Origin of the sequence: Aminobacter aminovorans (assembly GCF_900445235.1) — a bacterium.
Classification (GTDB): Bacteria; Pseudomonadota; Alphaproteobacteria; order Rhizobiales; family Rhizobiaceae; genus Aminobacter; species Aminobacter aminovorans.
Window position 1 is genome coordinate 2,076,584 of record NZ_UFSM01000001.1, and the last position, 26,153, is coordinate 2,102,736.

Consider the following 26,153-nt stretch of genomic DNA (forward strand, 5'->3'; position numbering starts at 1 on the left):
CGCACAGACGTCGCGGCCGGGCTTCGGCCGAGAATCTGATCGCATCCTAATAGATAATATGTTATCTTTCTCGAATGTCCAATGACGCTTCCGATCGCGCCGGTTTCGGCAGGAGCCTGCTCTCCGTGGCGCGGCTTTGGCGCCATGCCGCGGATCGCGCGCTTGACGATTGTGGCCTGTCGCATGCCACCGCCATGCCGTTGCTGACGCTGTCGCGGCTGGGTGACAACATCCGGCAGGGCGTGATCGCCGACCATCTTGGTTTCGAGGGTCCGTCGCTGGTGCGCATCGTCGATCTGCTTGCAGCCGACGGCCTGATCACGCGCAGCGGCGACCCCGGCGACCGCCGCGCCAAGATTCTGTCGCTGACCGATGCCGGCCGCAGCCGGGTCGAGGAGATCGAGCGGATCCTCGAACGCCTGCGCACCGATCTTCTGGCCGCCGAGGATACAGCGGAACTGAAGACTGCACTCGGCGTGCTCACGCGTCTCGAACAACGCCTGCTTGCTGCCGCCCCCGATGGTTGACGGCGTGGCATCGTCCGGCTGATCTGGACCGCAACCGCTGCTCGTCCGTCACGGCATGGAAACTGCCGCGATGGTCCTGACCAAACAGCCTCCACCCTTGGCCACCCACTTATCGCATTCTGCGCCATGGCCAAGACGTCTCACGCTGATAGGTTCCGGCCCTCACTCATCCAGGAGGCGAAATTCCATGACCAGCCAAATCGACAAGGCCAAAGCCTTTCATGCCCTGCATGTGAAGGGCGACCCGGTGGTTCTGTACAACATCTGGGATCCGGGTAGCGCCAACATCGTCGCCAAGGCCGGCGCCAAGGCTATTGCCACGGGCAGCTGGCCGGTTGCTGCCGCCTTCGGTTTTGCCGATGGCGAAAAGATCCCGCTCGACCTGGCGCTCTCCAACATCCGCCGTATCGTCGCCGCAGTCGACCTGCCGGTCACGATGGACCTCGAGGGCGGCTATGGCGTCGAGCCCGAAGCGGTCGCTGCAACGGTGACGCGCGCGCTGGCCGAAGGTGTCATAGGCTTCAACTTCGAGGACCAGGTCGTCGGTGCCGGCGGTCTGCACGACATCGCCATCCAGGCGAAGCGCATCGCGGCGGCGGCCGATGCCGTCAGGGCATCCGGCATCCCGGCCTTCATCAACGCCCGCACCGACATCTTCCTGAAGGCCAAGCCCGATGAGCACAATGACGCGCTGGTCGACGCAGCGATCGAACGCGCCGTGGCCTACGCAAAGGCCGGCGCGCACGGCTTCTTCGCGCCGGGCCTTGGCAACGAGGTGCTGATCGGCAAGCTCTGCAAGGCGGTATCGCTGCCCGTCAACATCATCGCGCTCGCCCATGTGCCGCCAAAGGCAAAGCTGGCCGAGCTCGGCGTCGGTCGCATCAGCTACGGTCCGGTGCCATACCGCCAGATGGCCGAGTGGCTGGAGGAGAAGGCGCGCGCAGCCTTCGAATAGGCCGAACAGCAGGAGCTCGTCCCTGTCGAGGGGGCGGGCCGATCCTATGCCAGCGGCTTCAGCTCGATGGCAATCGTCGGCAGAAGCTCCGATACCGTGGGGTGAATGTGGACCGCGCGCTGCAACGTCTCGATCGGCGCCTTGGCGTACATGAGGTCGAGCACCGCATGGATGGTCTCGTCGCCGCCGGTGCCGAGCACCGAAGCGCCGAGGATCTGCCTGGTGTCGGCGTCGACTAGGATCTTCATGAAACCCTGCGTCTCGCCTTTTTCGACCGCGCGGCCGACGCGTGTCATCGGCCGGTGGCCTGCCAACACCTTGCGGCCCGACTTGCGCGCGGCGGTCTCCGTCATGCCGGCGCGGCCGAGCGGCGGGTCGACATAGAGCGCATAGGCCTCGATACGGTCGCTGACCTTGCGTGGGTCGTTATCCAGAAGGTTGGCGGCAACGATCTCGAAGTCGTTGTAGGCAGTGTGGGTGAAGGCGCCCTTGCCGTTGCAGTCGCCCATCGCCCAGATATGCGGGACATTGGTCCGCAGTTGGTCGTCGACCTCGATATAACCACGCTTGTCCATCGCTACGCCCGCCTTGTCGAGGCCGAGATCGTCGGTATTCGGCTTGCGGCCGATGGCGAGAAGCACATGCGAGCCTGTCACCGCGCGGTCGCCAGATGTGCAGTCGACGCCTACTGTCACGCCGTCAGGATGGGGCGCAAAGCTGATGCATTCGGCGTTCAGCCTGAGCCCAATGCCCTCATGCTCGAGAATGCCCTTCACTGCCTCCGAAACATCCTCGTCCTCGCGCGAGATCAGCCGCGGGCCCTTTTCCACCACGGTCACTTGCGCGCCGAAGCGTCGGAACATCTGGGCGAATTCCAGCCCGATGTAGCTGCCGCCGACGACCACGAGATGGCGGGGCAGGAAATCCACCTCCATCATCGATGTGTTGGTGAGATAGCTGATGTCATTGACACCTGGCATGTCGGGGATGTTGGCGCGGCCGCCGACATTGATGAAGATCCGCTCGCCATGGAGCAGTTCGTTGCCGACACGCACCTCGTGCGGTCCCTCGAAGCTGGCATGGCCGCGATAGAGCGCGCAGCCTTTCATGCCGCCGATCCAGTCCTCCAGCCCGCTGCGGGAATCGACTGTTACCTTGTCCTTGCGTGCCTTGACAGCTTTCATGTCGACCGAGACGCTGCCTGTCGAAACGCCATAGTCGGCGCCGGTGCGTGCCAGATGGGCGGCATAGGCGCTTGCCACCATCGTCTTGGTCGGCTTGCAGCCGGTGTTGACGCAGGTGCCGCCGACAAGCTTGCGCTCGAGCAATGCCACTGTCTTCCCCGCCGCCGTCAGCCGCCCGGCCAGCGGTGGCCCGGCCTGGCCGCAACCGATGATGATTGCATCGAACTTTTGCGCCGTGCTCATGCAACCATGCTCACGATCCAGAGTGCTGCGAGGATCGCCACCGCATCCTCGATCAACGCTGCAGGCAGGTCCTTGCCGAACGATTTTGCGAGGCTTCCCCGCGCGGCCGCTCCCCCGAGCGTGCCGAGGATCGCGCCGATGATCCCCGCAGCCAGCCCGCCAACGACGATGCCGCCAGCGGTGCCGATGACGGCGCCGGTCAGCGCGCCCATGACGATGCGGGTGCCGAACTGGACCGGCACCTTGCGGCTCGGTGTCGACGGCAACTGATCGGTGACCAATTCGACGATGGCCAGCACGGTGAATATGGCGACCGCTATCCAGTGGCCCATGAAGCCGGCCCAGGTGCCGGCCAACGGCAGCCAGCCGAGCCAGGCGCCCCAGGCGACTGCCGCCGGCGCGGTCATGGCCCTGAGGCCGGCAACAATACCGATGAGAAGCGCGAGCAGGTAGATCATCCTTTGTCCCCCGTGGATGTGTCTGGTCTGGAAATGCACTTTGTCAGGAGGCTAGCACAGCCATCTGGTTTCGCCAGAGCCGCGAGGCTTCGACCTTTGCAGCATGGCCGGTTGTGTGGTTTGGCTGAACAAGCAGGAAGGACATTGAAATGGCTCAGAGCGAACGCGAAAAGATGGCGGCCGGCGCCTGGTACAACTGCGTCGATGCCGAACTCGACGCACTCCGCGCAGCGGCGGCCGAGGCCGTCTTCCAGCACCGCTCGCTACCACCCGTGGAGCGCGGCGATATCGCGCCCCGGTTACGAACGTTGCTCGGCTCGGCGGGTGAGGGCGCACGCATCGAAGCGCCGTTCCACTGCGCCTATGGTTTCAACATCCATCTGGGCGAGGGCGTGTTCCTCAATGCCGGCTGCACCATCCTCGACACCGCGCCTGTAAAGATCGGTGAAGGCACGATGTTCGGCCCCGGCGTGCAGGTCTATTGTCCAGAGCATCACCGTGACGCGGCCCTGCGCCGTGCCGGGCTGGAGATCGGCCGGCCGGTCACCATCGGCCGCAATGTCTGGATCGGCGGCAGCGCCATCCTGCTTGGCGGCATCGAGATTGGCGATGACGCCATCGTCGGCGCGGGCTCGGTGGTGACGAAAAGTGTTGCGGCGGGTGCGACCGTCGTCGGCAATCCGGCGCGGCCGATCAGTGGATAGAGAAACTATTATTCCTGTCATTGACAGGGCCGTTGCGCGCCGCCATATCGGATGGCGTTAATGTTCTCAGGGCGGGGTGAAAGTCCCCACCGGCGGTAAGGGTTTTCGAACCCAAGCCCGCGAGCGCTTCCCGGCAACGGGAGGGTCAGCAGATCCGGTGTAATTCCGGAGCCGACGGTCATAGTCCGGATGGAAGAGAACGAACGGGAAAGCGGAGGCGCAAGCCGCCGGGATTCCGTCTCGTGCGTCCTGATTCTGGTTCGAAACGGAAGGATGGACCCATGAATCAGCAATCCCCGAAAGACTTCGATACGACCCGAGTCGCTGTGATCCGCGCGCGCTGGCACGCCGACATCGTCGACGAATGCGTCAAGGCCTTCAACGCCGAGATCGAGAAGCTGGCAGACGGCCGCATCGCCGTCGACGTCTATGACGTGCCCGGCGCCTATGAAATCCCGCTGTTTGCCAAGACGCTGGCCGAGACCGGTCGCTATTCCGCGATCCTCGGCACGGCCTTCGTCGTCAATGGCGGCATCTACCGTCACGACTTCGTCGCGCATGCGGTGCTCGACGGCATGATGAACGTGCAGCTTCAGGCCGGCGTGCCGGTGCTGTCGGCTGTGCTTACCCCGCACAACTACCATGACAGCGCCGAGCATCACCGCTTCTTCTTCGACCACTTCAAGGTCAAGGGCAAGGAAGCCGCCAATGCCTGTGTCGAGATCCTCAAGGCGCGCGCCATGATCGCCGCCTGACGCGATCGCACCGATCCGGCTCTCCTCTCTGGAGGAGAGCCGAGGCCCCCCGCGATGGCTCGTCGCACCAAAAGCGATAGGCTGGGCCTATGCTTTTGAATGCTGGGGCTGCAGGATGCGCGAAGCATCATGCAAGGGGCTGCCATGTCGTCCATTCCACTGCCGCTCAAGGGTTCCTGCCGTTGTGGCCGTGTCGAGATCGAAGTGTCCAAGGCACCGATCTGCACCGCCGCCTGCCATTGCCCCGGCTGCCAGAAGATGTCGTCCTCGGCCTATTCGCTGACGGCGATGGTGCCGGCAGACGGCTTTGCCGTCACCAAAGGCGAGACAGTCGTCGGCGGAGCGTATGGCGAGCAGTTGCACCATCAGTTCTGCGATCACTGCAAGACGTGGATGTTCACCCACGTCGTCGGTGTCGACTGGTTCGTCAATGTGCGGCCGACCATGCTGGACGACACCGCGTGGTTCCGCCCGTTCATGGAAACCTTTACCAAGACCCGAATGCCCTTCGCCGTAACGGGTGCGGTCAGGAGCTTCGAGGAATTCCCCGAAATGGAGGAACTTGAGCCGTTGATGCACGCCTATCTCGCCTGGGCGGAAGCGGGCGAGAGCTAAGATACCCGGCGCGTCAGCGGCGCGAAGCTGCTCAGGCCGAGCCAGGCCTGCATGGCGCGGGCGATCTTGTCGTCGCCATCGAGCTCCAACCGGCCGGAATCGAGTTCCTGGTTGAGTTTGGACAGACCCATCCAAACCGATGTCATGCTGCGCAGGGATCCCCTGACCTCGAGGTCGATGTCGAAGCCGGGGTCGGAATTGCAAAGGTCGACTGTCCCGTCGGCGACCACCAGCCACCAATTTTGCTGCGCTTTCGCCACTTCGGGGTACAGAAAGTGAATCGTGCAGCGTTTTGGCGGCAGGGGCTGCGGATTGAGGTTGCGGCGCATGTCCCACATCAGGAGCGAAGGGTCGAGATTCCTGAGGGTTAGCTGGGATTCCACCCAGCGATGGCCCCAGTCGCCAAGGCCTAGGATGATCGGCCGCAAATCCTCTCCGGCCTCGGTCAGCCGGTATTCGACACTGCCCGCGCCACCACGCTCGGCCTGGATCACGCCAGCGCGCTCAAGTTCCTTCAGCCGCTTGGACAACAGCGCCGGCGACATGCGTGGCACGCCGCGACGCAAGTCGTTGAAACGGCTCGATCCCATCAGCATTTCGCGCACGACCAGTGTCGTCCAGCGCGTGCACAACACTTCCGACGCCATCGAAACCGGACAAAACTGGCCGTAACCGCCGCGATCGCTCATCTCGCACCATTCGCAGGAGACCTGCGTCTTATAGCGCAAAAGCCGCATGCTCGCACCTAGCCCATAGGGACGACAGGCGCGGTTGGCGATTCAGTTCCTGAACTGGACCGGAGCAGCGGTTGGCGCGATCCTTGGGCCTGACCTGCCGGTCAACAGGAGACGACTTGATGAGAAGTCTTGATAACGCTGCGCTGGCACCTGCCGGCGTGACAGGTGCAATGCCGATAGATGTAGTCGCTGCGGCTCACGATCTGGTTCCGGCCCTTTCCGAGCGGGCACGGCAGTTTGACGAGGGCGATATCTTCGTCGCCGATAATTATGCCCTCTTGAAAAAGGCCGGCCTCGCCAGTGCCGGCGTGCCGCTCGAACTCGGTGGCGGCGGCGCCGACATCGCCGAGCTTGCGGAAATGCTGCGCATCATGGCGCGGGCCTGTGGCTCGACCGCGCTCGCCTTTGCCATGCACACCCATCAGGTGGCCATTCCCGCCTGGCGCTGGCGCCACCAGAAGGTCGCCGCCGTCGAACCGTTGCTCAAACGTGTCGCCGCCGAAAACCTGATCCTGCTGTCATCAGGCGGCTCCGACTGGATCGGCGGTTCGGGCAAGGCCGAGAAGGTCGAGGGCGGCTACCGCATCACCGCCCGCAAGGTCTTCACCTCAGGTGCTGCCGCGGGCGACATCCTGATGACCGGGGCGATCGCCTGTGCCGACGACGGCAGTGAAAAGGTCATCCATTTCGGCGTGCCGATGCGGGCCCCCGAGGTGAGCGTCATGGACAACTGGCGCACGCTCGGCATGCGCGGCACCGGCTCGAACGACGTCGTCATCGATGGGCTGTTCGTGCCCGACGCGTCGGTCGCCTTTTCGCGCGCGGCGGGGCACTGGCACCCGGTGTTCCAGATCATCGCAACCGTTGCTTTCCCGCTGATCTACGCCGTCTATCTAGGCGTCGCCGAAAGCGCCCGCGATATCGCGCTGGAGGTCGCAAAGAAGAAGCCAACGAGCGAGACGGTGCTCAACCTTGCCGGCCGCATGGACATCGCCCTGCGCGCCGCCCAGATGGCGCATCGCGCGATGATCGAGGAGGTCGGGCGCAACAGCCCGTCGGCGGAAAGCGTCAATGAGGTGATGATCGGCCGCGCGCTGGTTGCGAGCCACGGGCTCGAGGTTGTCGAACTTGCCATGGAACTCGCCGGTGGCTCGTCCTTCTACCGCGACAAGGGGCTCGAACGCCGCTTCCGCGACATGCAGGCCGCGCGCTTCCACCCGCTCCAGGCTGGCCCACAGGCACAGTATGCCGGCGCCATGGCGCTGGGGCTGCCGGTCGACACTATCTTCTGAGCACCACTCCCAGGACAATCGGCCGCCGCGAGACATCGCGGCGGCCGATTTCATTCTTTCAACGCGGTTTCTACATGGCTTGATCCTCACGCGGCGTGAGGGATTACTCATTCGGTCCTGCGGAGGCGTGGTCGGATAAAAGCTTTCCCGTGGGTGACCGGGCGCGGCTTGCCGGCGTGACGATCCGGACGCTGCATCATTATCACGACATCGGTCTGCTCAAGCTCTGCTGTGTCGGTACAAACGGCTATCGCTGCTATGGCGAAGAGGAGTTGCTGCGGCTGCAGCAGGTGCTCATCCATCGCGAACTCGGCATCCCGCTCGGCGAGATCGCTGCAATTCTCAATGCCCCTGGCTTCGACCGGCTTGCCGCACCCAGGCAGCAGCGCGGCCGGCTGGAAGCCGAGGCGAGCCGCTACCGCCGGCTTGTCAATACGATCGACCACACGATCGCCAAACTCGAAGGAGATCGCGTGATGAATCATGCCGGACTTGTATAGGGGCTTTTCCGAAAAGCAGGCTGAGTATGAGGACTGGCTGTTCGAGTGTTATGGCGAGCCGATGCGCAGGACAATCGGGCAGGCGCCCAAGCTGGTTGAAAAGCAGTCCAAGGCCGCGATGGCCGAGTTGCGCGACATCGAGCAGTCGCTGCCCGCCGCAATGGAAAAGGGCGTCGTGCCGGAGGCGCGCGAACTCGACATTCTGGTCGAGCGCCACCACCGCTGGGTCAGCCGCATGTGGCCGCAGCCTTGCACGATGGATGCCTATTCAGGTCTCGCCGACATCTACGACCACCCTGACTTCGCCCGGCGCTACGAGACGATTGCGCCGTGCTTCGCCCGCTGGCTGCCCATGGCGATGAGGCCTTGGCACGGCGGCAAGCCGTCTGAACGGAAAGGGGCAGGGCCTTTCGGCCTTGCCCCTTTGGACTGCTGCGAATTCCTGTCCGTTCTCAGAACAGTCCTTCGATCTGGCCGTGTTCGTTGAGGAAGATCTTCTCGGATGACGGTGCCTTGGGCAGTCCGGGCATTGTCATGATCTCACCGCAGATGGCGACGATGAAGCCGGCACCTGCTGCCAGGCGCACTTCACGCACCGGCACGACGTGGTCGACAGGTGCGCCCCTGAGGTTGGGGTCGGTCGAGAACGAGTACTGCGTCTTGGCCATGCACACCGGCAGATGACCGTAGCCCGCCTGTTCCCAGGCATGCAGCTGGTCGCGCACCGACTTGTCGGCGATCGCCTCCGAGCCGCGGTAGATGCGCTTGACGATGGTGTCGATCTTGTCGAACAGCTTCATCTCGTCGGGGTAGAGCGGCGAGAACTGCGAGGCGCCGCTTTCGGCGAGCTGCACCACCTTGTGGGCGAGTTCCTCGATGCCGGCCGAACCCTTGGCCCAGTGCTTGCACAGGATCGCTTCCGCACCCATCGAAGCGACATAGTCCTTCATCGCCGCGATCTCGGCGTCGGTGTCGGAGACGAAGTGGTTCATCGCCACCACGACCGGCACGCCGAACTGCTTGACGTTCTCGATGTGGCGGCCAAGGTTGGCGCAGCCCTTCTTCACCGCATCGACATTCTCCTTGCCGAGCTCTTCCTTCTTGACGCCGCCATTCATCTTCATGGCGCGCACGGTGGCGACGATGACGGCGGCTGCCGGCTTGAGGCCCGCCTTGCGGCACTTGATGTCGAAGAACTTCTCGGCACCGAGATCAGCGCCGAAACCGGCTTCGGTGACGACATAGTCGGCGAGCTTCAGTGCGGTGGTGGTGGCGACCACCGAGTTGCAGCCATGGGCGATGTTGGCGAACGGGCCGCCATGGACGAAGGCCGGGTTGTTTTCCAGCGTCTGCACCAGGTTCGGCTGGACCGCGTCCTTGAGCAGCACGGCCATGGCGCCATCGGCCTTGAGGTCGCGGGCATAGACGGCCGTCTTGTCGCGGCGATAGGCAACGATGATGTCGCCCAGGCGCTTTTCGAGATCTTTCAGATCGGTGGCCAGGCACAGGATCGCCATGACTTCGGAAGCGACCGTGATGTCGAAGCCGGCTTCACGCGGAAAGCCGTTGGCAACGCCGCCGAGCGAGCAGTTGATCTGGCGCAGCGCCCGGTCGTTCATGTCCATCACCCGGCGCCAGACGACGCGGCGGGTGTCGATGCCGAGTTCGTTGCCCCAGTAGATGTGGTTGTCGATCAGCGCCGACAAAAGGTTGTGCGCGGTGGTGATGGCGTGGAAGTCGCCGGTGAAGTGGAGGTTCATGTCCTCCATCGGCACGACCTGGGCATAACCGCCACCGGCGGCACCGCCCTTGACGCCGAAGTTCGGCCCAAGCGACGCTTCACGGATACAGACGATCGCCTTCTTGCCGATGCGGTTGAGGCCGTCACCGAGGCCGACCGTGGTGGTGGTCTTGCCTTCGCCGGCCGGCGTCGGGTTGATCGCGGTGACCAGGATCAGCTTGCCGTCCTTGTTCTTGCGCGCATTGGCAATGAACTCGGCCGAGATCTTCGCCTTGTCGTGGCCATAAGGCAGCAAATGCTCGGTCGGAATGCCGATCTTGGCGCCGACCTCCTGGATCTGCTTCTTCTTCGCCGCGCGGGCGATCTCGATGTCGGTCTTGAATTCGGCCATGATGGCTCCTCCGCGTGATTGTCCCGACGGCGCCACGGCCATCGCAGTCGTCGCCATAGAAGCGCGACATCGCTCTCGCTTGCCGTCTCAAAACAGCCGCCCAATGCACGGATTGCGACAGGGGCGGGACGAGCGAACAGGGAGCACGAAATAGCGAACAGTGAGTAAGAAGGAGCCGCGGCACGCAGGGCGTGCCGCGCTGGCCACTGCCGCCTATGCGCTGGTTACAGCTCGCTTACCTGCTGAGCACGTTGCTGATCTCGACGAGGTTCGAGCGGACGCGCAGGATGTAGAAGCCCATGGTGATCAGGTGCGAGGGCATGAACCAGCCATCCTCAGCGCCGTTGGAGACGATGAAGGGCTGGATGTTCAGCGCCGAGCGCGTCTGCTGCTCCATCGTGTCCCACAGATTGTCGAGATTGCGGGTGCGCAGCACGTCCTCGAAGTCGGCATGCGTTGCCTTAAGCAGGCCGTAATAGCCGTAGAGCTGGCCATAGGCGAACCAGAAGCGGTCGTCGGCGCGCGGGTCGAACCAGCCATTGTTGAAGTTCTCGGCCCGATCCTTGAGGATCGCAGATGTCGCGCCGATGTCGTTGGAGATGCGGTCGATGAACTGGATCAGATTGTCGGCGCGGGCGTCGAACACCGCCTGGCACTTCTCCAGTCGGGCGTTGAAATTGTTGAGGCTCTTGATGGCCGAACGGTAATAGCTCGGCGTCGGCGTTTTCGGGCCGAATGGCGTCAGGCCGAAATACCAGGTGTATTCATCGAACTGCATGTTGCCGCGGGCATCCTGCAGGTCGGAATCGACCTGGCTGGTACCGCGCACGCGACCGAGATTGTCGGCGAGTTCGGTCGTCGTGCGGCGGATTGCTTGGTTGATGCCGCGCTGGAACGAGGCCTTGTTGTCGAGGAACGGCGTGTGATCCCATGGCAGGCCGAACAGGCCGGTCTTGTAGAGGATCATCGACGAGATCCAGGCGTTCTCGTTGACGTTGAAATTGGTCAGTTCGGCGGAGATGTCGGCGATCGCCGAGCGGCCGCAGGTCTTGGCCGTGTCGGTGCCGCCGCCAGCGACGATCTGCTCGCCGGCCGAGACGTTGCGGTTCTCGAAATTATGCTTGGCGACATAGTCGGGATCGAAATTCGTCCAGGCTTGCGTGTTCCAGATGAAGTAGCCGTAGAGCGCAACCAGTCCGGCGATCGATGCACCAACGACGGTCTTGAGGATGAAGCCGCGCTGCAGGTACCAGCGGCCAAGCCACATGAACGGCCACAGCAACAGACCGATGACGAAGCCGAGGCCGCGGCCGATCAGCTGGAATATCCGGGTGAAGAAATTCACGATCGGATCAAGCATATGGAACCCCCTCAGTCGGTCAGGCCGTAGAGCTGTGCGCGGAACGCCGCCTTGTCTTTCAGATATGTGCTTTTCAGCGTGTCCACAACATTGGATCGCCACGTCTCGTTGAGCTCTTCATAGTCCTTGTAGAAACCCTGCTTGTTGAAGACGTAGCGCGAGACGAAATCCGACGGCACGAATTCGGAGATCAACCGGTTGGTCAGCCAGGCGTCGGGATGGTCGGTCTTGGCGCGCACCACGAGGAAGCGGTGCAGCGGAAACACTTCTTCCAGCCGCAACTGGCCCAACTGGGCTATTTCGCGCTTGGCGCCGTTTAGGAAGGGAAAAGTGCCGTCGCGGTTGATGGCATCGGCATGGCTGTGAATCCAGGTCTGCAGCCATACCTTGTCGACCTTGCCGATGTCGCGCTTCGGCTCAGCTTCGCGGATCAGCGCGCGCACCGCCATTTCGGCGCGGTGTTCGAGATAGCCGGAGCTTTCGACCCACGAGGCGCGGGGCAGGTCGAGCCGGCCGGTCGAGGCCAGGAACTTGAACACCTTGTCGGCGTCCTTGATCGAGAGGTAGCTCACCTGCCACGGCCGCGAACGGCGGAAGCCGGGCGCCGACGGGTCGGAAATGACGGTTGTCACATCGGGATCGACGAAGACGTAGAGCCCGCCGAAATGGCTGGTCCAGAAGGCGTTGTGACGGAAGATCACCTGGTCGGGCACCAGCGCGTTCTCGCGGATGTCGCCGCAGACCTTGGCGAGCTCGACCATGCGTTGGAGCATGGTGTCGTCGCGCCAGGCTTCGGGCTCCTGCCTGAGCTTGTCGACAAGCTTGCCGAGCTCGGCCGCCTTGCCAAGCACATCCTCGGCCGACAGCACGCGGAACTCGACCTGGCTGATGGACAACAGGTCTTCGATGTCCTCGACCTTGGACACCGAATCCTCGATCTCGCCGTAGATCACGTCCTTGATCGTCAGCGCGTCGATGGCGCGCTGGTTCTTCGACATGAATTCGAAAAGCAGCTGCGAGGTGTTGGAGAATGCCGTGTGCACGACCGGCAAGTCGATCTGCGACGGCGTCAGGATGATGAAACGGCGGTTGACCTCGTTGGGGTCGAGATACTGGTAGTCGCCCAGTTCCTCGGCGATTTCGGGCGAGAATCCGGTGCGATCGATCTCGAAGCTTTTCAGCTTCGTCGGCTCCAGCCCGAACGCCTTCAGCGCCTTGTTGTAGCGATCGACCAGATGCGGTTCATCGACCGGCAGGAGGCGACCGTAGATGAGCTCGTTGTCGCGGAGGAGGTCCATGTCAGAACATTCCTTCCAGCGGACGCATGCGGTCCAGCCTTTGAGGCAAGATCAGGTGGACAAAAATCAATAAAACAGAAGCGCCAATTACATATGGCCAAAGTTCCATCATCATGGATTTTGTTCGCCTCTTTAACCGCTGCATTTCACTGTTGGCGGGGTGTCCAGGATGAAGCGTTTGGAGAAGCTTAATGTCTTCCGCTGCTTCTCTATTCCAAACACGTGCCGCCAGAGCGAACAAATAGATGGAGGTCAAAAGAGAGATTGCGTTCTCGATAAGCTGAGAAGTGCTTAGTTCGGTCAGTGACGCCTCAAGCATTCCACAGCCCCTTCGCCTTCAGCTCCTCCATCTCCTTCGCTGCGCGTTCGCGCAGACGCGCATCACGGAGCAGCTTCGACACTGCGGCATCGTCTGATTTATCGGAGTAGCGGAACTCGCTATCGGCGTAGCGGTTGATCTCCTGCATCACCATGTCCATCGAGAACGGGCCGCGCAGTTCTTCGATCATCGCCTTCTTCTCGTCGTAACCCTTGTGCATGAAGGCCTCCTGCTTCTCGAACCACTCGTCAGGCAGCTCGATGTCCATGGCGCGCATCTTGATCGCGTCGGTGACGTTCTTGATGGCGCGACCGGTGAAGCGCGGCTCGGCTTCCTTGATCATGTGCAGGTAGGTGCCGACGTCGGCCAGCGTCTTGGGCGCGCCATTGTCCTTCATGAAGCGGTCATAGACCTTTTCGAGCCCCTCTTCCTGCGGCTTGGCGTGTTCCTCATAGGCCTCGGTCACGGCGCGCTGGATCTCCTGCGCGGCGTAGAGCTCGTGCTCGCCGAGCGGGATCTTGTGGTTCTTGCCGGCGAGAAGGACGAAAATGTCGATGTAGTCGTCGCGGGTCTGCGGTCCATCGACCAGCCAGCGAGCGCCGGCGCGCTGGCGAAGCGCATCGTCGACATTCTCGGGATAGTTGGAGAACATGCCGAACGAGCAGTTGCCGCGCACCACGGTGCCGGCGCCGGCGAAGGCGTCCATCAATACGCCGGTAATTTCCTGCTGGCCGGCAGAGGCGCGGTCGTCGGAGCGCTTGGCCGCGACCTGGTCGATGTCGTCGATGGTGCCAAAGCCGATGGCGCGCGGGTTGAGCACGTTGTTGATAAACTGGCGGCAGTTCTGGCCCGACTTGCCCTGGTAGGATGAAATCTGATCGACGCCGAAATTCTCATAGGCGAAGGGGTAGCCGGCGACCTGGCAGTAATTGTTGACCAGGCCTGCGATCATCTGGATCAGCGTCGTCTTGCCGGTGCCCGGCGCGCCGTCACCGATGAAGGTGAACAGGAAGCCGCCGAGCTCGACGAACGGGTTCAGTTCGCGGTCGAAATCATAGGCCATCAGCATCTTGGCCAGCCGGACCGACTGGAACTTGGCGATGTGGTTGCCGACGACCTCCTGCGGCTTCTTGAAGGTCATCACCAGCGGCTTCGACTTCTTGCCTGGCGCCACGTCGAAGCCGTCGAGGGTGAAGTCGTCGGCATCGATGCGGATATGGGCGTTCTCGAAGGCGCCAATGCCGTCGAAGCGGCCCTTGCGCTGGAGCAGCCCTTCGATCGCGACACGGCCGAAGGCGCGGCCGCGTGTCAAAAGATCGGCGTCGTCCTTGGCGCCCGACAGTGCCCGGTCGAGACCTGAAACGATCGACTTCACCGCATCCTGCGGCGTGTCGAACAGGAAGTCGGGTTCGCTTACGTCATTGGGCGCCTCCCCGTCGCTGTCGATCAGCTGTGCGAGGTAGGAGGCAAGGGTAAAGCCCGCGACATAGGCCGAGGCCGAAAGCAGCTTCTTGAAATGGCCGGCTTCGTCGCCCTCCAGCGGGCTGCGCGCGTTCTTGGCCTGCAGCGCCTCGAGATCGGTCGAGCGCGAAAACACGTCCGAAACGGCAAGCGCCACCGATATGCCGCGTCGGGCGCGGAACAGAAGCGTGTGCTGCGGGATCGACATCAGCTGGTCGTCGGGGCGTATGGCCGTGACGGTCTTCTGCAACTCGACTTCGCGTGTCTTGCGGATCGAGCCGGCCGACACCGTCGAAACGAAGCGCCTGTTGGTGCCGGCAAGTGCCGTGCCCGACTGGCCAGAGGAATCCTCCAGCACGACGATGCGGGTGATGAAGCTTTGCGCGGTGGCGCGGTGCTTTTCGATATCGGCTTCGGAAATCGTGGTCAGGCCGGTGTCCATCAGATCTTTCCCGCTATCGGTGCGTTAATCCTGCAAGGGCTTCTCCCACTCCGCCTCGCTCCGCTGAGCACCTCTCTCCCCTTCGGAGGGAGAGGAAAGGCGCGGCGCTGGGTGTCGGCATTCTCTCTCCTCCATCGAACGGGGGAGAGGTGTCGAGGCGAAGCCGAGATGGAGTGGGGGGCAATGCCTTTGCCCTCAAACATCGCTGATCACCTGTCCCTTCGACAGGATGTGCACCTTGTAGCCCGCAAAAATCTTCTCGGCCTCGCCGGCGGCATAGAGCGCCTGGTAGGCCTCGTGCGGGATCAGTGCGTGCCTCTCGTAGCTCGACACGCCCTGGCGCGCGGCTTCGAGGTCGTCGGTGTTGATGAAGAATTCCTCGCTCGACGGCTCGCTCGACCACAAGCCCTTGCGGCCGGGCTTTTCGGCCTTGGAGTAGACCTCCTGGATGGTCCAGGTCAAAAGCCAGGCGTTTTCGGCCTTGCGCACCTTGGACAGCACCTCGCTGACCGTTGAATTATGCTCGGTGATGCCGGCCGAATAGAACGGTCCCAGCACCATGCGCCTGAGCTGCTTTGGGTGCAGGTCGGGAAAATCCTTGTCGAGGTTGGTTGCGACCGTCAGCGGCGACAGCGAATAGGCCGAGTTCTTCTCGGTGAAGTCGTCGAAGCGGTGGGCGAGATCGGGGTTGAGCAGGCCGTCGACCGGCAGCGGAATCTCGATCCTCTCGTTGAGCTTGCCGCTTGCGGTGTCGACAAGCTGCTCGACCATCGCCTCCGATGAATCCTCGACGGTCGCCATATAGATCAAGGGCAGGTTGGCGGTGCCGTCGAAGCTACCCCAGTGGACGAGATAATAGGGCCGCATCGACTTGGGATTGACCGATACCTTGGCTGTTTGCGCCAGGATGAAGGGCGAGAAGGTCGAGCCGTCCTTGACGTCCTCGAGATAGAGCCGCTCGGCCATCGAGCGCTGCAGCGCCTCGGGAAACTCCTTGTGGCGGAGGATGAAGTCGGCCATCTCCTCGCGCAGTTCGCCCGGCGGTGGGATGCTGGCCAGCCGCTGCGCCGCCGTCTTGCGGTCGTTTTCCAGCTCGAGCACGTTCTGGAACACCGGGAAGCCGCTTTCGGCACGCGAAATCTTGAACGTCTCCATGAAACCGAGACGGTTGCGCCAGCAGGCGAAGGACCGCTCCAGCCGCGAGATGTAGGCAGCCGCCACCTTCGCCACGATGCCGTGTCGATAGAGCGGCGAGCGGTCGTCGCGCATGAAGATTTCAAGCCCGCTGAGTGCCGCCGCAATCGCGTCGAAGTAGCGGACAGCGGGATCGTCGGTGGGGGTCATGAACAAAGTCTCCGACGCAGGCACTCGACGTTGCCGCCGTCCGGCCTGCCGGCCATCTTCCCCTCAAGGGGAGAGATTAGGCGCTGGCGAGGGTGTCGCCAAGCAGCGACGAAGAAGTTTGGGCGGCGATGGACCCGACAGCTGATCCCCCCCTTTCTGGGGGAGATGGCCGGCAGGCCAGAGGGGGCCGCGACAGGGCGCAACATTTGCAGATGCTGGTCGGTTTACGACTGCACGTAGTCCGAAGCGTTGTGCTTCTTCAGCACCTCGTCGAAGCGGCGGGCGAAGGCGTCGTCGGCCAGCTTCTTGCGGCGCTGGATGTCCGCTGTGGCCACCATGTTCTTCTCGTGCAGTTCGAGCAGGTCGCCGATGTGCTTCTGCGCGGCGGCGCCGATACCGGCCATGGTCTCTTCGGCGGTGTTATCGACCTTCGAGCCCAGCGTGTTGATCTTGTGGGCAACGTCCTGCTGCGCTGCCGTCTTCAGCGAGTCTTCCAGCGCCTTGTAGAGCACGATGCGTTGCTCGGTATCGATGGTCAGCTTGTTGATCAGCGTTGCCTGGGCAGCGATCTGGTTGTTCAGCGAATCGACGAAGGTCTGGAACATCGAGGTATAGCGTTCGAGCGTCTGGCTCTCGGCCAGGATCTCCTGTTCCTTCGCCTGCTTCTCGTTATATTCGGTGGCGAGCTTGGAGCGCTCGGATTCGAGCTCGGTGCGTTCCTTCTGGCTGGTCGACGCCGCGATCTTGTTTTCGATGTCGAGCAGCAGCGGGTTCAGTTCCTCAATGCGCTTCTGGGTCGCTTCGAGGTTGGACATCGTCACCTTGCGGCGCTCGATCACCTGGGAAAGGCTGGCTTCCGAGGTCTTATAGCGCTCGTCGAGCACCTGCTTCTGGGCCTTCAGGATGCCGACGATGGTGTCCGACTTGACCAGCAGTTCCTGCAGATTGCCGGCCAGCGACATGTTGCGAACGCGGTCGGTGCGCATGCGCTGCTTGCTGGCGTCGGAGAAGATGCCGACGAAGGTTTCCCAGCCGGTGAAGCTCTTCATGCTCTCGAATTCCGAGCCGAAGACGTTGGTGGCGTCTTCCAGGCCGATGATGAGGTCGGCGATGTTGCCCTCCATCACCTTCTGCTGCTTGAGCACGTCCTGGATGCGCGCATTCTCGATGTCGAAGTCGGAGGCGCCGATCTTGGCGTCGGTCGCGGCAATCTTGTCGAGCACGGTGCCCGATTGCTCGATCTTGCTCCGCATGTCGTCCACGACCTGCTTTGTCTTGGCGATCTCGGCATCGAAATTCTGCAGCGTTGCCATACGTTCCTCCGGTGTCGAATGCGGGACAGTGGCGCCGAATATATGTGGCGCATCTTGCGATTGAAAGACACGGAGCGGCAGGCGAAAGCAATTAAGGCGAGGCTACTTAGCCTGGCGTCGCAAATCCGATGAAGTCGTCGGGCTGGGCGCGGCCCATTTCCTCCTCCCAGTGGCGCCGGCACAGCGAGACATAGACGTCCTTGCCGATCGCCACCTGTTCGCCCTGGCGGGCGACCTTGCCGTCGGGGCCGAGCCTTACCACCATGGTCGCCTTGCGGCCGCAGCGGCAGATGGTGCGCACCTCGCGCAGGTCGTCGGCGATGGCGAGAAGCGCGCGCGAGCCTGGGAACAGGTTGCCCTGAAAGTCGGTGCGCAGGCCATAACACATGACGGGAATGCCAAGCCTGTCGGCGACGCGCGCCAGCTGCCAGACCTGTTCTTCTTCCAGGAACTGCGCCTCGTCGACGAAGACGCAGTGAACGGTCGTGTGCTGGTGATGCTCGGCGATGCGGGCATAAAGGTCGTCGCCGCCACGGAACATCTCGGCACCGGCTTCCAGCCCGATGCGCGAGGAGATGTAGCCGGTGTCGCCCTTGCGGTAGTGACCGGCGACGAACAGCATCGTCGTCATGCCGCGCTCGCGATAGTTGTATGACGCCTGCAGCAGCATCGTCGTCTTGCCGGCATTCATCGTGGCGTAATGAAAATAGAGCTTGGCCATGGTTCTTCTAATCAGAAGCCGCTGGACGCGGGGAGGGGCCAGCTCCTACCATCCACCGCAAAAAACCTCTGCGATGTCGCTGATGGATCAGTCGGCGGCGTCTGTCGCTGCGTCATGTCACTTGAATCCAAAGGAAAATGGTGTTTGGCTCGCGACAAAGACGAACAACAACAATACCGCGTTGCCGTCAAAAATACGAATGGGAGATTCCATATGTCGCGCATGAAACTACTCGCCGCCGCATTCGGTGTGTCGGCGGTCATGACCGCCGGTGCCGCCTTTGCGGGCGATGCCGAAAGCTGCAAGAAGGTGCGCCTGTCCGATGTCGGCTGGACCGACATCCAGGCCACAACCGGTGTCGCTTCGGTGCTTCTGACCGCACTCGGCTACGAACCGGAGGTCATCCAGCTGTCGGTGCCGGTCACCTACGCCTCGCTGAAGAACAAGGATCTCGATGTATTCCTCGGTAACTGGATGCCGTCGATGACCGCCGACATCAAGGAATATGTCGCCGACGGCTCGGTCGAGACCATCGGCGAAAACCTGTCCGGCGCCGGCTACGGCATCGTTGTGCCGAGCTATGTCGCCGAAGGCGGGGTCAAGACGCTGACCGATCTCGGCAAGTTCAAGGACAAGTTCGGCGGCAAGATCTATGGCATCGAAGCCGGCAATGACGGCAACCGCATCATCCTCGACATGATCTCCAAGCCCGAAAACAATCTCACCGGCTTCGAGCTGGTCGAATCATCGGAAGCCGGCATGCTGACCCAGGCCGAGCAGTCGATGAAGTCGAACGAGTGGATCGCCTTCCTCGGCTGGACGCCGCATCCGGTCATGGGTGCGATGAAGATCGCCTATCTCGATGGCATGGGCGATTCGGGCTTTGGCGCAGCTACCGTCAGCACCAACGTGCGCAAGGGCTATGTCGCCGAGTGCCCGAACGTCGGCAAGTTCCTTGGCAATCTGAAGTTCAACCTGGAGATGGAAGGCACCATGATGGATGCCATCCTCAAGGGTGGTAACGCCAATGACGTAGCCAAGGACTGGCTCAAGGCCAATCCGGATGCAGCAACGCCCTGGCTCAACGGCATCACCACTTTCGACGGCGGCGACGCTTCGGCAGCGGTGAAGGCTGCTCTGGCGAGCTAAAGCCGGCGTCCTGCCTGCAAATGACATGATGAAGGGCAGCGAAGCGAGACAGCTGCCCTTTTTCGTATCAAGTTAAGCGAGAAGCGCCGGCGCGACCGGCGCCTGCGAAAGCAATAGAGAGGGGACAGATGGATCCGGTATCGAACTTGCTGGCTGCCTACAAGATTCCGATCGGCCTGTGGGGCAAGGCGTTCTTCACCTTCCTGACCGACAATTTCAACGCCATCTTCCGCGGCTTTTCCAACGGGCTCAACCTGTTGCTCGACGGGCTCGTCGACGGGCTGCTGCTGCTGCCTCCGGTTGTGGTGGTGGCGCTAGTCGCGGCTCTCGCCTGGTATCTTCAGCGTTCGCGGGCACTGGCTATCGGTGTGGCGCTCGGCCTGCTGTTCATCATCAACCAGGGCCTTTGGAAGCAGACCGTCGAGACGCTGGTGCTGGTCGTTGCCGCTGCTGCCGCCTCGATGGCCATCGGCGTGCCGCTCGGCATCTGGGCTGCCCACAAGCCCAAGGTCTACCGCTTCATGTTGCCGGTGCTCGACCTGATGCAGACACTGCCGACCTTCGTCTACCTGATCCCTGTGCTCACCTTGTTCGGCCTTGGCAACGCGCCCGGCCTGATCGTCACCATCATCTTCGTCATCCCGACGGCGGTGCGCCTGACCCATCTCGGCGTCACCTCGGTGCCGACCGCGATCATCGAGGCCGGCCAGGCCTTTGGCGCCACCAAGCGCCAGCTGCTGTGGAAGGTCGAATTGCCTGCGGCACTGCCAACCATCATGGCGGGGCTCACCCAGTGCATCATGCTGTCGCTGTCGATGGTGGTGTTCGCCGCCCTCATCGGCGCGGGTGGCCTCGGCACCGAAATCAACCGCGCGCTCGGTTCGCGCAAGATCGACCTCGGACTTGAGGCGGGCCTGGCCATCGTCGTGCTCGCCATCGTTCTGGACCGCATGACGCGCATCGGCGTGGGAGGCAAGAAATGAACGTTGCCGTCGATTTCAAGAATGTCGACATCGTCTTCGGTGCCGACACCAACGCTTCGCTCGCCATGCTCGACAAGGGTGCCACCCGCGCCGAGATTCTCGAGAAAACTGGCAACGTGCTGGGTTGCGCCGGCGCCAATCTGACGATCAACGAGGGCGAGATCTCCGTCCTGATGGGCCTGTCGGGATCGGGCAAGTCGACGCTGCTGCGCGCCGTCAACCGGCTGAACATCGTCTCGCGCGGGTCGGTCATGGTCAAGGACGGCGACAAGATGGTCGACGTCGTCTCCTGCGACGAGGCGACCTTGCGCCGCCTGCGCCAGCACCAGGTCGCCATGGTGTTCCAGCAGTTCGGCCTGCTGCCCTGGCGCACGGTCGAGGAGAATGTCGGCCTCGGCCTCGAACTGGCCGGCATGCCCGACGCCGAGCGCAAGGCAAAGGTCGGCAAGCAGCTCGACCTCGTCAACCTGACGCCCTGGGCCAAGAAGTACGCTCACGAGCTGTCCGGCGGCATGCAGCAGCGTGTCGGCCTGGCCCGCGCCTTCGCAACGGAAGCGCCGATCCTGTTGATGGACGAGCCGTTTTCGGCACTCGACCCGCTGATCCGCACCAAGCTGCAGGACGAGCTGTTGCAGCTGCAGAAGACGCTGAAGAAGACCATCATCTTCGTCAGCCATGATCTTGAGGAAGCACTCAAGATCGGCAACACCATCACCATCATGGAGGGGGGGCGCATCGTCCAGTCCGGTCCGCCGGAGGACATCGTGCTCAGGCCGGCCAACGACTATGTCCGCGACTTCATCGCCAATGTGAATCCGCTGTCGGTGCTGACTGCCTGGAACGTCATGCGCGACCGCCGCGATCTGGAAGATGCGGGCGAAGGCTGGCTCTGGCTCGATCGGCGCAAGACCACGCGCTTCAAGATCGACGCGCAGGGCCTGGTTGCCGCCGCCGAGCGCAACGGCCAGCCGGCTGTCTGGGTTTCGGTCGACGACATCGACAAGTCGGCCGACGAGGCCTCGCACGTCTTCTGGGCGAAGCCGGGCACATCGCTCAAGCTGGTGATGCTCGCCATGCACCGCTCGCAGACATCGCCCGTGGCGCTGTTCGACGACCAGTCCCGCTTCGTCGGCGCCATCGGTATCCGCGACGTGCTGAGCGCGGTGCTGCGCCGATGACAGCTCTCTTCTCCCCGTGAATGGGGAGGTGAGATGAGTTTCGCGTAGCCGACGAAAAGCCGGCTGCTTGGCTTTTCGATCATCCGACGCCGGCACGCAGATGAGGGGCAGCGCTAGCGTCTCAGAGTTCGCACTGCCCTTCGGGCCACCTTCTCTCCTGTGAACGGGGAGAAGGAAAGCCTTTCACTCTTGTTCATCACCCAGAAGCTCGTCCAGCCTGGCCGCATAAGGTTGTACGGCGTTGATATATTGCGCGCCTTCGGCGCGCAGGGCCCGCGTCTCGGCGATCTTTTCCTCGACGAAGCTGCGCATTTCGGTTTTCTGCTCGGCATTCAGGTCGCTGGCATCGACCTTTTCCGTAAGGCCAGAGAAGGTCGCTTCGAAGCGTTCGGCGGCGATCGTCGCGAGATAGCCGCGGAAGGTGGCGCCGACCGCTTCCTTCCAGCTTTCCCTGTCGAAGCCGGCCTTGGCAATGCGGCCGTCGAGCCCGGCATCGTCGTCGAACCAACGGTCGGCCTCCTCCTCGTCATAGGCGAAGCGACCAAGCTCGGGCTCAAGTTCACCCAATAGCTGCACCACCTTGCCGGCCTCTTCGAGCGTCAACGCGCGGGCTGGCAGCACCAGGGCGCCAAGCGCCAGGCTCGCCGCCAACAGGCCCGTGGCGATGCGGCGTCCGAGTATGGCGCTCATCCCATGCACTCCGCATCGAGTGCCTTGTCGGCGTCGTTCTGCGCTTTGGCCTGAACCAGCGAGCCGCCAACCGAGGCCACCGAGCCCGCGATCGCGCCGCCGCGGCCAAGTCCGCCGAAGCCGCCGACCATCGACAGCGCGCCGCCGAGCATGGCGGCATTCGTCTGCGCCTGGGTCGCCTTGCGCATGGCTTCGTCGCAGCGCTGTGCTGCCGTCTGGTTCTTGCCCTTGGTGGCCAGCTGCGCCGCCGTCTTGGGCGCGCCTGCCGTTGTCGTGGTGCTGGTTGTCGATGTCGTCTGGCTGCAGGCGGCAAGCACGCCGCACATCATCAATGCAATCGCTCTTTTCATGGATCTCTCGATTTCGCTGGAGAAGGCGCGAACTCCGTGGGCGGGCCATGCGCGGACCGTCGACTCTGCCCAGTCGACGGTCCGGCGATGGCCGGCCTCGCATACGTTCGAAGAGCGCCCCCGCCCGTCGGATGCATCGGTCCGCCACGGCGCCGATTTACGACAGCAGCACAAATGTCGTCTTGGCGTGTGGCGAACAGGTGCGGTCTGGAGCGAACAGGGCGCTGCGCCTAACGCATCGGCCGAGAACCCGAACCGATTTTCGGCAAGCCGATGCGAAGCCTCAATGAGGTTGAGCGTCTTTCATGCGTCGGGAGGCACGGCGCTTTATTGACAGCGGCGCAGCGCTGCCGCCTTGATTTCCGACGGTGTCACGCCGAAGCGCTGCCTGAAGGCACGGTTGAAATGCGACAGGTCGTTGAAGCCGGCATCGAAGGCGATCGCCGACACCGTACTGGCGCCGGCAAGGTCGAGCGCGTTGTAGGCGAGGTCGAGCCGAGCATCGCGCAGGAACTCGGAGAAGGTGATTCCTTCCTGCTCGAACAGTCGCTGGATGTAGCGCGGGGTCACGCCCTGGCGCCGCGCAATCGCGGTGACTGTAAGCTCTGGATCGGTCAGCTGGCGCAACATCTCGGCCTTGATCAGTTCCAGCCGCGCGGCGCCAAGGCTGGCGCGCACCGGTTCGGCGTTGGCTGAGGTCGCGCCTTGCACGACGAGGGCGGCGAGATCGTAGATGTGATTGCCGGCAAGCCGGCGGCCGGCCTCGCCCTCGGGTGCCTGCGACCGCAACAAGTCGGCATAACCCGTCAGCAGCCCGGCGCCGGCAGCGTCGGCACGGATATGATGAAACGCCTTCTGACGTATGCGCGGCGCAAGCGCTGCCAGCCTCGCCTCGTTCAAGGACACGACCTTCAGCAGTGTGTTGGGCAAGGCGAAGGCCATGGACGTGGCCTCGTTGAGCAGCGTGATGTCGCCGGCCTTGATCGACAAGGGGGGCTTGCCTGCGACCGCCACCTCGTAGTCGGTGGTGTGGATGGTCATCAAATAGTCCTGGCGGCCGTCGGCCGCCATCAGGTCTTTTGGGCGCTCGCCGAGCACGGCCGAATAGCAGGCAGTACCGACCGTCGTGCCGGCGTCGAGAAAGTACGCGGAAACGTCGAAGGCAAAGTTGTCGGCATCTTGCGGCCGAAAGCGCAGGCCGGCGACATGGCGGGCGACAAAGTCGTGCAGGTAGGCGAGGCGGTCGCGCGCGGGAACATCAAAGGTCGAAAGGCGCTGCATCGAACGGTTCCATCCCAGCTTGCATCAACTACCTATACGCGAAAGTTGTTGCGTATTCAGCCTATGCGGGTCGCTGTTATTCACGGAACGGTTGGTGCGGTCAAGCCGGCGGCCGCCGACTGCTGCCGGCAACCGCCATTGCGTCGAGCGGGATCAGCTTTCGATGAACGGCTTGAAGCCGCCATAGATCATGCGCTTGCCGTCGAACGGCCATGACGCCGGATCGCCCTCCAAGCGCGGGTCGGCCATCACCTTCTTCATGATCTGGTCGCGTTCCTCACGCGAGCGGTAGACGATCCATGAGAAGACGACAATCTCGTCGTCCGTGGCCTGCACCGCCCGGGGAAAGGAGGTGACTTCGCCATAGGGCACGTCGTCGGCCAGGCACTCGACATAGGCGATTGCGCCGTGGTCCTTCCAGACCTCGCTCCCGAGGCGCGCCATTTCCTTGTAGGCCTCTATATTGCCTTTCGGCACCGCGAGCAGGAACCCATCGACATAAGACATGTTTCTTCTCCTCGTGTTGTGACGTTGCAAGGACGAATGACTGCCGGCCGATCCTACAATACCGGCCAAAACTTCTTGCAGGCGTTCTCCAGCGCATAATGGGCGGGTATAGCGCCGGGTTCCGAAACCGTTGCGGCGCGCTGCGATCAACCCCATACTATGGCGAGGTGAGCATGAGGCGCGATTGCCATGCCCGAAACCACCACGGCTCGACGCACGAAACTCCGTCCCAAGACCGAGCGGCCGAAGCTGCACAAGGTCATTCTCGTCAATGACGACTTCACCCCGCGCGACTTCGTCGTCACCGTGCTGAAGGGCGAGTTTCACATGTCTGAAGACCAGGCATACCGGGTGATGATCACCGCCCATCAGCGTGGCGTCTGCGTCGTTGCCGTGTTCACCAGGGATGTCGCCGAGACCAAGGCGACGCGGGCGACGGAAGCTGGCAAGGCCAAGGGCTATCCGCTGCAGTTCACGACAGAACCCGAGGAGTGAGGAGCGTCCGCGCAGCAGACGAGAAGCCTAAAATTGGCTTTCAAACGTCGAAGGCCCGGAGCCAAAGCAGGGGGCAAGGTGGCCGCAGGCAAGCCGCCGCCGATCAGCTACGACGTTGTCGGTTCCGTACCCGAGGCGGGGCCGACATAGAGTTGGCGTCCGCCCCAGTCGCAGATGCGGACCTGGTCTGGCACCTGCGGCATGGCGAGCGTATGGAAAAGCGAGCTGGCGACATCGACGGCCGCGTCGATATCCGGCGCTTCAAGCGAAACCCGGTCGAGCGTTGCGTGGGCGCCGTCTTCGTCGCGCAGGCGATAGAACTCGATGACGAAATTCACATCTGCCTCCAGCCGCCTTTGCGGATAGGTCAGCCTTTCGGCTTGCCTTTGTAGGATGTGGTCTCTGCCTGCTTGACCTGCGAACCGAAGGTGGACGCGGCTTTGACTTCGACCTTTTCCTTCTTGGGCTTTCTGGTTTCGCGGTTGCTGCGTTGTTGGCCTTTGGCCATGGTCGTGTCCTTCCTGTTGCGAAGCGGGCCTATTCGGCGACCGCTTCGACTCCCTCGAGATTGTCTTCAGTGGTGACCCGCTCGTGGTTTTCGCGGTCGCTGCGGATGCGGTATTGCGGCGAGCCGTCCTTGGCCGGCAGCGTCGCCTTGACGTGGAAGGTCTCGGCGTCCTTCACCGCGATGCCGATTCGGCTCTTTATCCGCACCATCTGGCCGACGGTGAAGCGATGCGACGGCTTTTCCACGCGCGAAGCTGAAGCCGGTCCCTTTGTGAACCTGATCATGCTGCCTTTTCCTGGTCCCGCCGCAACGCGGCTTCGAGTTCGGCATGGTCGATGGCGAGAACCTGGCTGGTCAGCAGGTTGGATGACCGCGCGGGCAGGTGCATGTAGGTGGCGACGCGCCGGTAGGCGATCCACGAGATGCCGTCGATCAGCTCTTCGTCCTGGTCGATGTCGTAGTCGCCTGCCGGCTGGACCTCCTCGATCCCGCGCAAGGCGAACGGCCTGTCGAAATGGACGGTTGAACGTTTGGTGCGCCCGGTCATCGATATCTCCCGAAATGAACGAAAAGCGGAGCTATGCCCCGCTTTTGCCGCTTCAAGCGTGCCTGGATCGGATCGACGCTGCCAGTACATCCGTGGTCAGCGTCC

General features: G+C 62.8%; 31 protein-coding genes and 1 riboswitch. Of the genes, 12 read left to right on the forward strand and 19 right to left on the reverse strand.

Going from position 1 to position 26,153, the window contains the following annotated elements; translation table 11 throughout:
• The first annotated feature begins 74 nt into the window (after window positions 1-74).
• Window positions 75-527, forward strand: coding sequence for a MarR family winged helix-turn-helix transcriptional regulator (locus DY201_RS10150; RefSeq protein ID WP_115731091.1), 453 nt, complete (start codon window positions 75-77; stop codon window positions 525-527).
• A 187-nt stretch (window positions 528-714) separates the two neighbouring features.
• A complete protein-coding gene (locus DY201_RS10155; RefSeq protein WP_115731092.1) occupies window positions 715-1,482 on the forward strand; it encodes an isocitrate lyase/PEP mutase family protein in 768 nt (255 codons plus the stop codon).
• Between the two features lie 44 nt (window positions 1,483-1,526).
• Here the strand turns inward: DY201_RS10155 and DY201_RS10160 are convergent, their stop codons facing one another.
• On the reverse strand, window positions 1,527-2,909 hold the full coding sequence (locus DY201_RS10160; RefSeq protein WP_115731093.1) for an FAD-containing oxidoreductase: 1,383 nt from the start codon (window positions 2,907-2,909) through the stop codon (window positions 1,527-1,529).
• Window positions 2,906-3,367, reverse strand: a complete 462-nt coding sequence (locus tag DY201_RS10165) for a DUF4126 domain-containing protein (protein WP_115731094.1) — start codon at window positions 3,365-3,367, stop codon at window positions 2,906-2,908. Before DY201_RS10165 ends, DY201_RS10160 begins: the two co-directional genes overlap by 4 nt.
• 149 nt (window positions 3,368-3,516) lie before the next feature.
• Here DY201_RS10165 and DY201_RS10170 point away from each other — a divergent pair, with 149 nt between their 5' ends.
• From DY201_RS10170 to DY201_RS10180, 3 genes are all read left to right on the forward strand, one after another.
• Window positions 3,517-4,071: a sugar O-acetyltransferase gene (locus tag DY201_RS10170; RefSeq protein ID WP_115731095.1), complete on the forward strand. Its 555-nt coding sequence runs from the start codon at window positions 3,517-3,519 to the stop codon at window positions 4,069-4,071.
• A 58-nt stretch (window positions 4,072-4,129) separates the two neighbouring features.
• A riboswitch (FMN riboswitch) is annotated at window positions 4,130-4,276 on the forward strand.
• A 76-nt stretch (window positions 4,277-4,352) separates the two neighbouring features.
• Window positions 4,353-4,826 carry a 6,7-dimethyl-8-ribityllumazine synthase gene (locus DY201_RS10175; protein WP_115731096.1) on the forward strand — a complete coding sequence of 158 codons (474 nt, stop codon included), beginning with the start codon at window positions 4,353-4,355 and terminating at the stop codon, window positions 4,824-4,826.
• Window positions 4,827-4,970: 144 nt separating this feature from the next.
• On the forward strand, window positions 4,971-5,441 hold the full coding sequence (locus DY201_RS10180; protein WP_115733706.1) for a GFA family protein: 471 nt from the start codon (window positions 4,971-4,973) through the stop codon (window positions 5,439-5,441).
• Here the strand turns inward: DY201_RS10180 and DY201_RS10185 are convergent.
• Window positions 5,438-6,130 carry a winged helix-turn-helix transcriptional regulator gene (locus DY201_RS10185; RefSeq protein WP_115733707.1) on the reverse strand — a complete coding sequence of 231 codons (693 nt, stop codon included), beginning with the start codon at window positions 6,128-6,130 and terminating at the stop codon, window positions 5,438-5,440. The two genes, DY201_RS10180 and DY201_RS10185, sit on opposite strands and share 4 nt — an antisense overlap.
• A 218-nt stretch (window positions 6,131-6,348) precedes the next feature.
• On the opposite strand from DY201_RS10185, the gene DY201_RS10190 reads away from it, so the two are divergent.
• The 3 genes from DY201_RS10190 (at window position 6,349) to DY201_RS29435 (ending at window position 8,457) form a co-directional block, all read left to right on the forward strand.
• The gene (locus tag DY201_RS10190) at window positions 6,349-7,470 is read left to right on the forward strand and encodes an acyl-CoA dehydrogenase family protein (RefSeq protein ID WP_115731097.1); all 1,122 of its coding nucleotides are present in this window, start codon (window positions 6,349-6,351) and stop codon (window positions 7,468-7,470) included.
• A 149-nt stretch (window positions 7,471-7,619) separates the two neighbouring features.
• Window positions 7,620-7,970 (forward strand): MerR family transcriptional regulator, encoded by a 351-nt coding sequence (locus DY201_RS29430; RefSeq protein ID WP_245431951.1) that lies wholly within the window; start codon window positions 7,620-7,622, stop codon window positions 7,968-7,970.
• Window positions 7,954-8,457, forward strand: coding sequence for a TipAS antibiotic-recognition domain-containing protein (locus DY201_RS29435; RefSeq protein ID WP_245431952.1), 504 nt, complete (start codon window positions 7,954-7,956; stop codon window positions 8,455-8,457). The genes DY201_RS29430 and DY201_RS29435 overlap by 17 nt, the downstream gene beginning before the upstream one ends.
• On the opposite strand, the gene DY201_RS10200 is transcribed toward DY201_RS29435, so the two are convergent.
• The 8 genes from DY201_RS10200 to DY201_RS10240 all read right to left on the reverse strand — a co-directional run bounded on the left by DY201_RS10200 (window position 8,423) and on the right by DY201_RS10240 (window position 18,360).
• Window positions 8,423-10,102 carry a formate--tetrahydrofolate ligase gene (locus DY201_RS10200; RefSeq protein ID WP_115731098.1) on the reverse strand — a complete coding sequence of 560 codons (1,680 nt, stop codon included), beginning with the start codon at window positions 10,100-10,102 and terminating at the stop codon, window positions 8,423-8,425. The two genes, DY201_RS29435 and DY201_RS10200, sit on opposite strands and share 35 nt — an antisense overlap.
• Before the next feature lie 235 nt (window positions 10,103-10,337).
• Entirely contained in the window at window positions 10,338-11,462 is a 1,125-nt protein-coding gene (locus DY201_RS10205; protein WP_115731099.1) for a DUF2333 family protein, read from the reverse strand.
• Between the two features lie 11 nt (window positions 11,463-11,473).
• Window positions 11,474-12,760 carry a DUF6638 family protein gene (locus tag DY201_RS10210; protein WP_115731100.1) on the reverse strand — a complete coding sequence of 429 codons (1,287 nt, stop codon included), beginning with the start codon at window positions 12,758-12,760 and terminating at the stop codon, window positions 11,474-11,476.
• A gap of 1 nt (window position 12,761) precedes the next feature.
• Window positions 12,762-13,079, reverse strand: a complete 318-nt coding sequence (locus DY201_RS10215) for a hypothetical protein (protein WP_115731101.1) — start codon at window positions 13,077-13,079, stop codon at window positions 12,762-12,764.
• Window positions 13,072-14,982: an AAA family ATPase gene (locus DY201_RS10220; RefSeq protein WP_115731102.1), complete on the reverse strand. Its 1,911-nt coding sequence runs from the start codon at window positions 14,980-14,982 to the stop codon at window positions 13,072-13,074. The genes DY201_RS10215 and DY201_RS10220 overlap by 8 nt, the downstream gene beginning before the upstream one ends.
• A 195-nt stretch (window positions 14,983-15,177) precedes the next feature.
• Entirely contained in the window at window positions 15,178-16,326 is a 1,149-nt protein-coding gene (locus DY201_RS10225) for a hypothetical protein (RefSeq protein WP_115731103.1), read from the reverse strand.
• 224 nt (window positions 16,327-16,550) lie between these two features.
• Entirely contained in the window at window positions 16,551-17,639 is a 1,089-nt protein-coding gene (locus tag DY201_RS10235; protein ID WP_115731105.1) for a hypothetical protein, read from the reverse strand.
• A gap of 106 nt (window positions 17,640-17,745) precedes the next feature.
• A complete protein-coding gene (locus tag DY201_RS10240; RefSeq protein ID WP_115731106.1) occupies window positions 17,746-18,360 on the reverse strand; it encodes a thymidine kinase in 615 nt (204 codons plus the stop codon).
• 213 nt (window positions 18,361-18,573) lie between these two features.
• Here DY201_RS10240 and choX point away from each other — a divergent pair, with 213 nt between their 5' ends.
• From choX to choV, 3 genes are all read left to right on the forward strand, one after another.
• Window positions 18,574-19,509: a choline ABC transporter substrate-binding protein gene (gene choX / locus DY201_RS10245; RefSeq protein ID WP_115731107.1), complete on the forward strand. Its 936-nt coding sequence runs from the start codon at window positions 18,574-18,576 to the stop codon at window positions 19,507-19,509.
• A 128-nt stretch (window positions 19,510-19,637) separates the two neighbouring features.
• Window positions 19,638-20,492: a choline ABC transporter permease subunit gene (gene choW / locus DY201_RS10250; protein WP_067959292.1), complete on the forward strand. Its 855-nt coding sequence runs from the start codon at window positions 19,638-19,640 to the stop codon at window positions 20,490-20,492.
• Window positions 20,489-21,670, forward strand: a complete 1,182-nt coding sequence (gene choV, locus DY201_RS10255) for a choline ABC transporter ATP-binding protein (protein WP_115731108.1) — start codon at window positions 20,489-20,491, stop codon at window positions 21,668-21,670. The genes choW and choV overlap by 4 nt, the downstream gene beginning before the upstream one ends.
• 183 nt (window positions 21,671-21,853) lie before the next feature.
• On the opposite strand, the gene DY201_RS10260 is transcribed toward choV, so the two are convergent.
• From DY201_RS10260 to DY201_RS10275, 4 genes are all read right to left on the reverse strand, one after another.
• A complete protein-coding gene (locus tag DY201_RS10260; protein WP_115731109.1) occupies window positions 21,854-22,360 on the reverse strand; it encodes a hypothetical protein in 507 nt (168 codons plus the stop codon).
• Window positions 22,357-22,710 carry a hypothetical protein gene (locus DY201_RS10265; protein ID WP_131922248.1) on the reverse strand — a complete coding sequence of 118 codons (354 nt, stop codon included), beginning with the start codon at window positions 22,708-22,710 and terminating at the stop codon, window positions 22,357-22,359. The genes DY201_RS10260 and DY201_RS10265 overlap by 4 nt, the downstream gene beginning before the upstream one ends.
• 327 nt (window positions 22,711-23,037) lie before the next feature.
• Window positions 23,038-23,991 carry a helix-turn-helix transcriptional regulator gene (locus tag DY201_RS10270; RefSeq protein ID WP_115731111.1) on the reverse strand — a complete coding sequence of 318 codons (954 nt, stop codon included), beginning with the start codon at window positions 23,989-23,991 and terminating at the stop codon, window positions 23,038-23,040.
• A gap of 153 nt (window positions 23,992-24,144) precedes the next feature.
• Window positions 24,145-24,498, reverse strand: coding sequence for a DUF1428 domain-containing protein (locus DY201_RS10275; RefSeq protein WP_115731112.1), 354 nt, complete (start codon window positions 24,496-24,498; stop codon window positions 24,145-24,147).
• A gap of 189 nt (window positions 24,499-24,687) precedes the next feature.
• On the opposite strand from DY201_RS10275, the gene clpS reads away from it, so the two are divergent.
• The gene (clpS, locus tag DY201_RS10280; RefSeq protein ID WP_115731113.1) at window positions 24,688-24,993 is read left to right on the forward strand and encodes an ATP-dependent Clp protease adapter ClpS; all 306 of its coding nucleotides are present in this window, start codon (window positions 24,688-24,690) and stop codon (window positions 24,991-24,993) included.
• Window positions 24,994-25,100: 107 nt separating this feature from the next.
• Here the strand turns inward: clpS and DY201_RS10285 are convergent, their stop codons facing one another.
• From DY201_RS10285 to DY201_RS10295, 4 genes are read right to left on the reverse strand one after another with little or no spacing between them, the layout of a single operon-like run.
• Window positions 25,101-25,331 (reverse strand): hypothetical protein, encoded by a 231-nt coding sequence (locus DY201_RS10285; protein WP_115731114.1) that lies wholly within the window; start codon window positions 25,329-25,331, stop codon window positions 25,101-25,103.
• A gap of 29 nt (window positions 25,332-25,360) precedes the next feature.
• Window positions 25,361-25,501: a hypothetical protein gene (locus DY201_RS28995; RefSeq protein ID WP_165915833.1), complete on the reverse strand. Its 141-nt coding sequence runs from the start codon at window positions 25,499-25,501 to the stop codon at window positions 25,361-25,363.
• A gap of 29 nt (window positions 25,502-25,530) precedes the next feature.
• Window positions 25,531-25,785, reverse strand: a complete 255-nt coding sequence (locus DY201_RS10290) for a hypothetical protein (RefSeq protein WP_115731115.1) — start codon at window positions 25,783-25,785, stop codon at window positions 25,531-25,533.
• Window positions 25,782-26,048 carry a hypothetical protein gene (locus tag DY201_RS10295; RefSeq protein WP_115731116.1) on the reverse strand — a complete coding sequence of 89 codons (267 nt, stop codon included), beginning with the start codon at window positions 26,046-26,048 and terminating at the stop codon, window positions 25,782-25,784. Before DY201_RS10295 ends, DY201_RS10290 begins: the two co-directional genes overlap by 4 nt.
• Window positions 26,049-26,153: the final 105 nt, after the last annotated feature.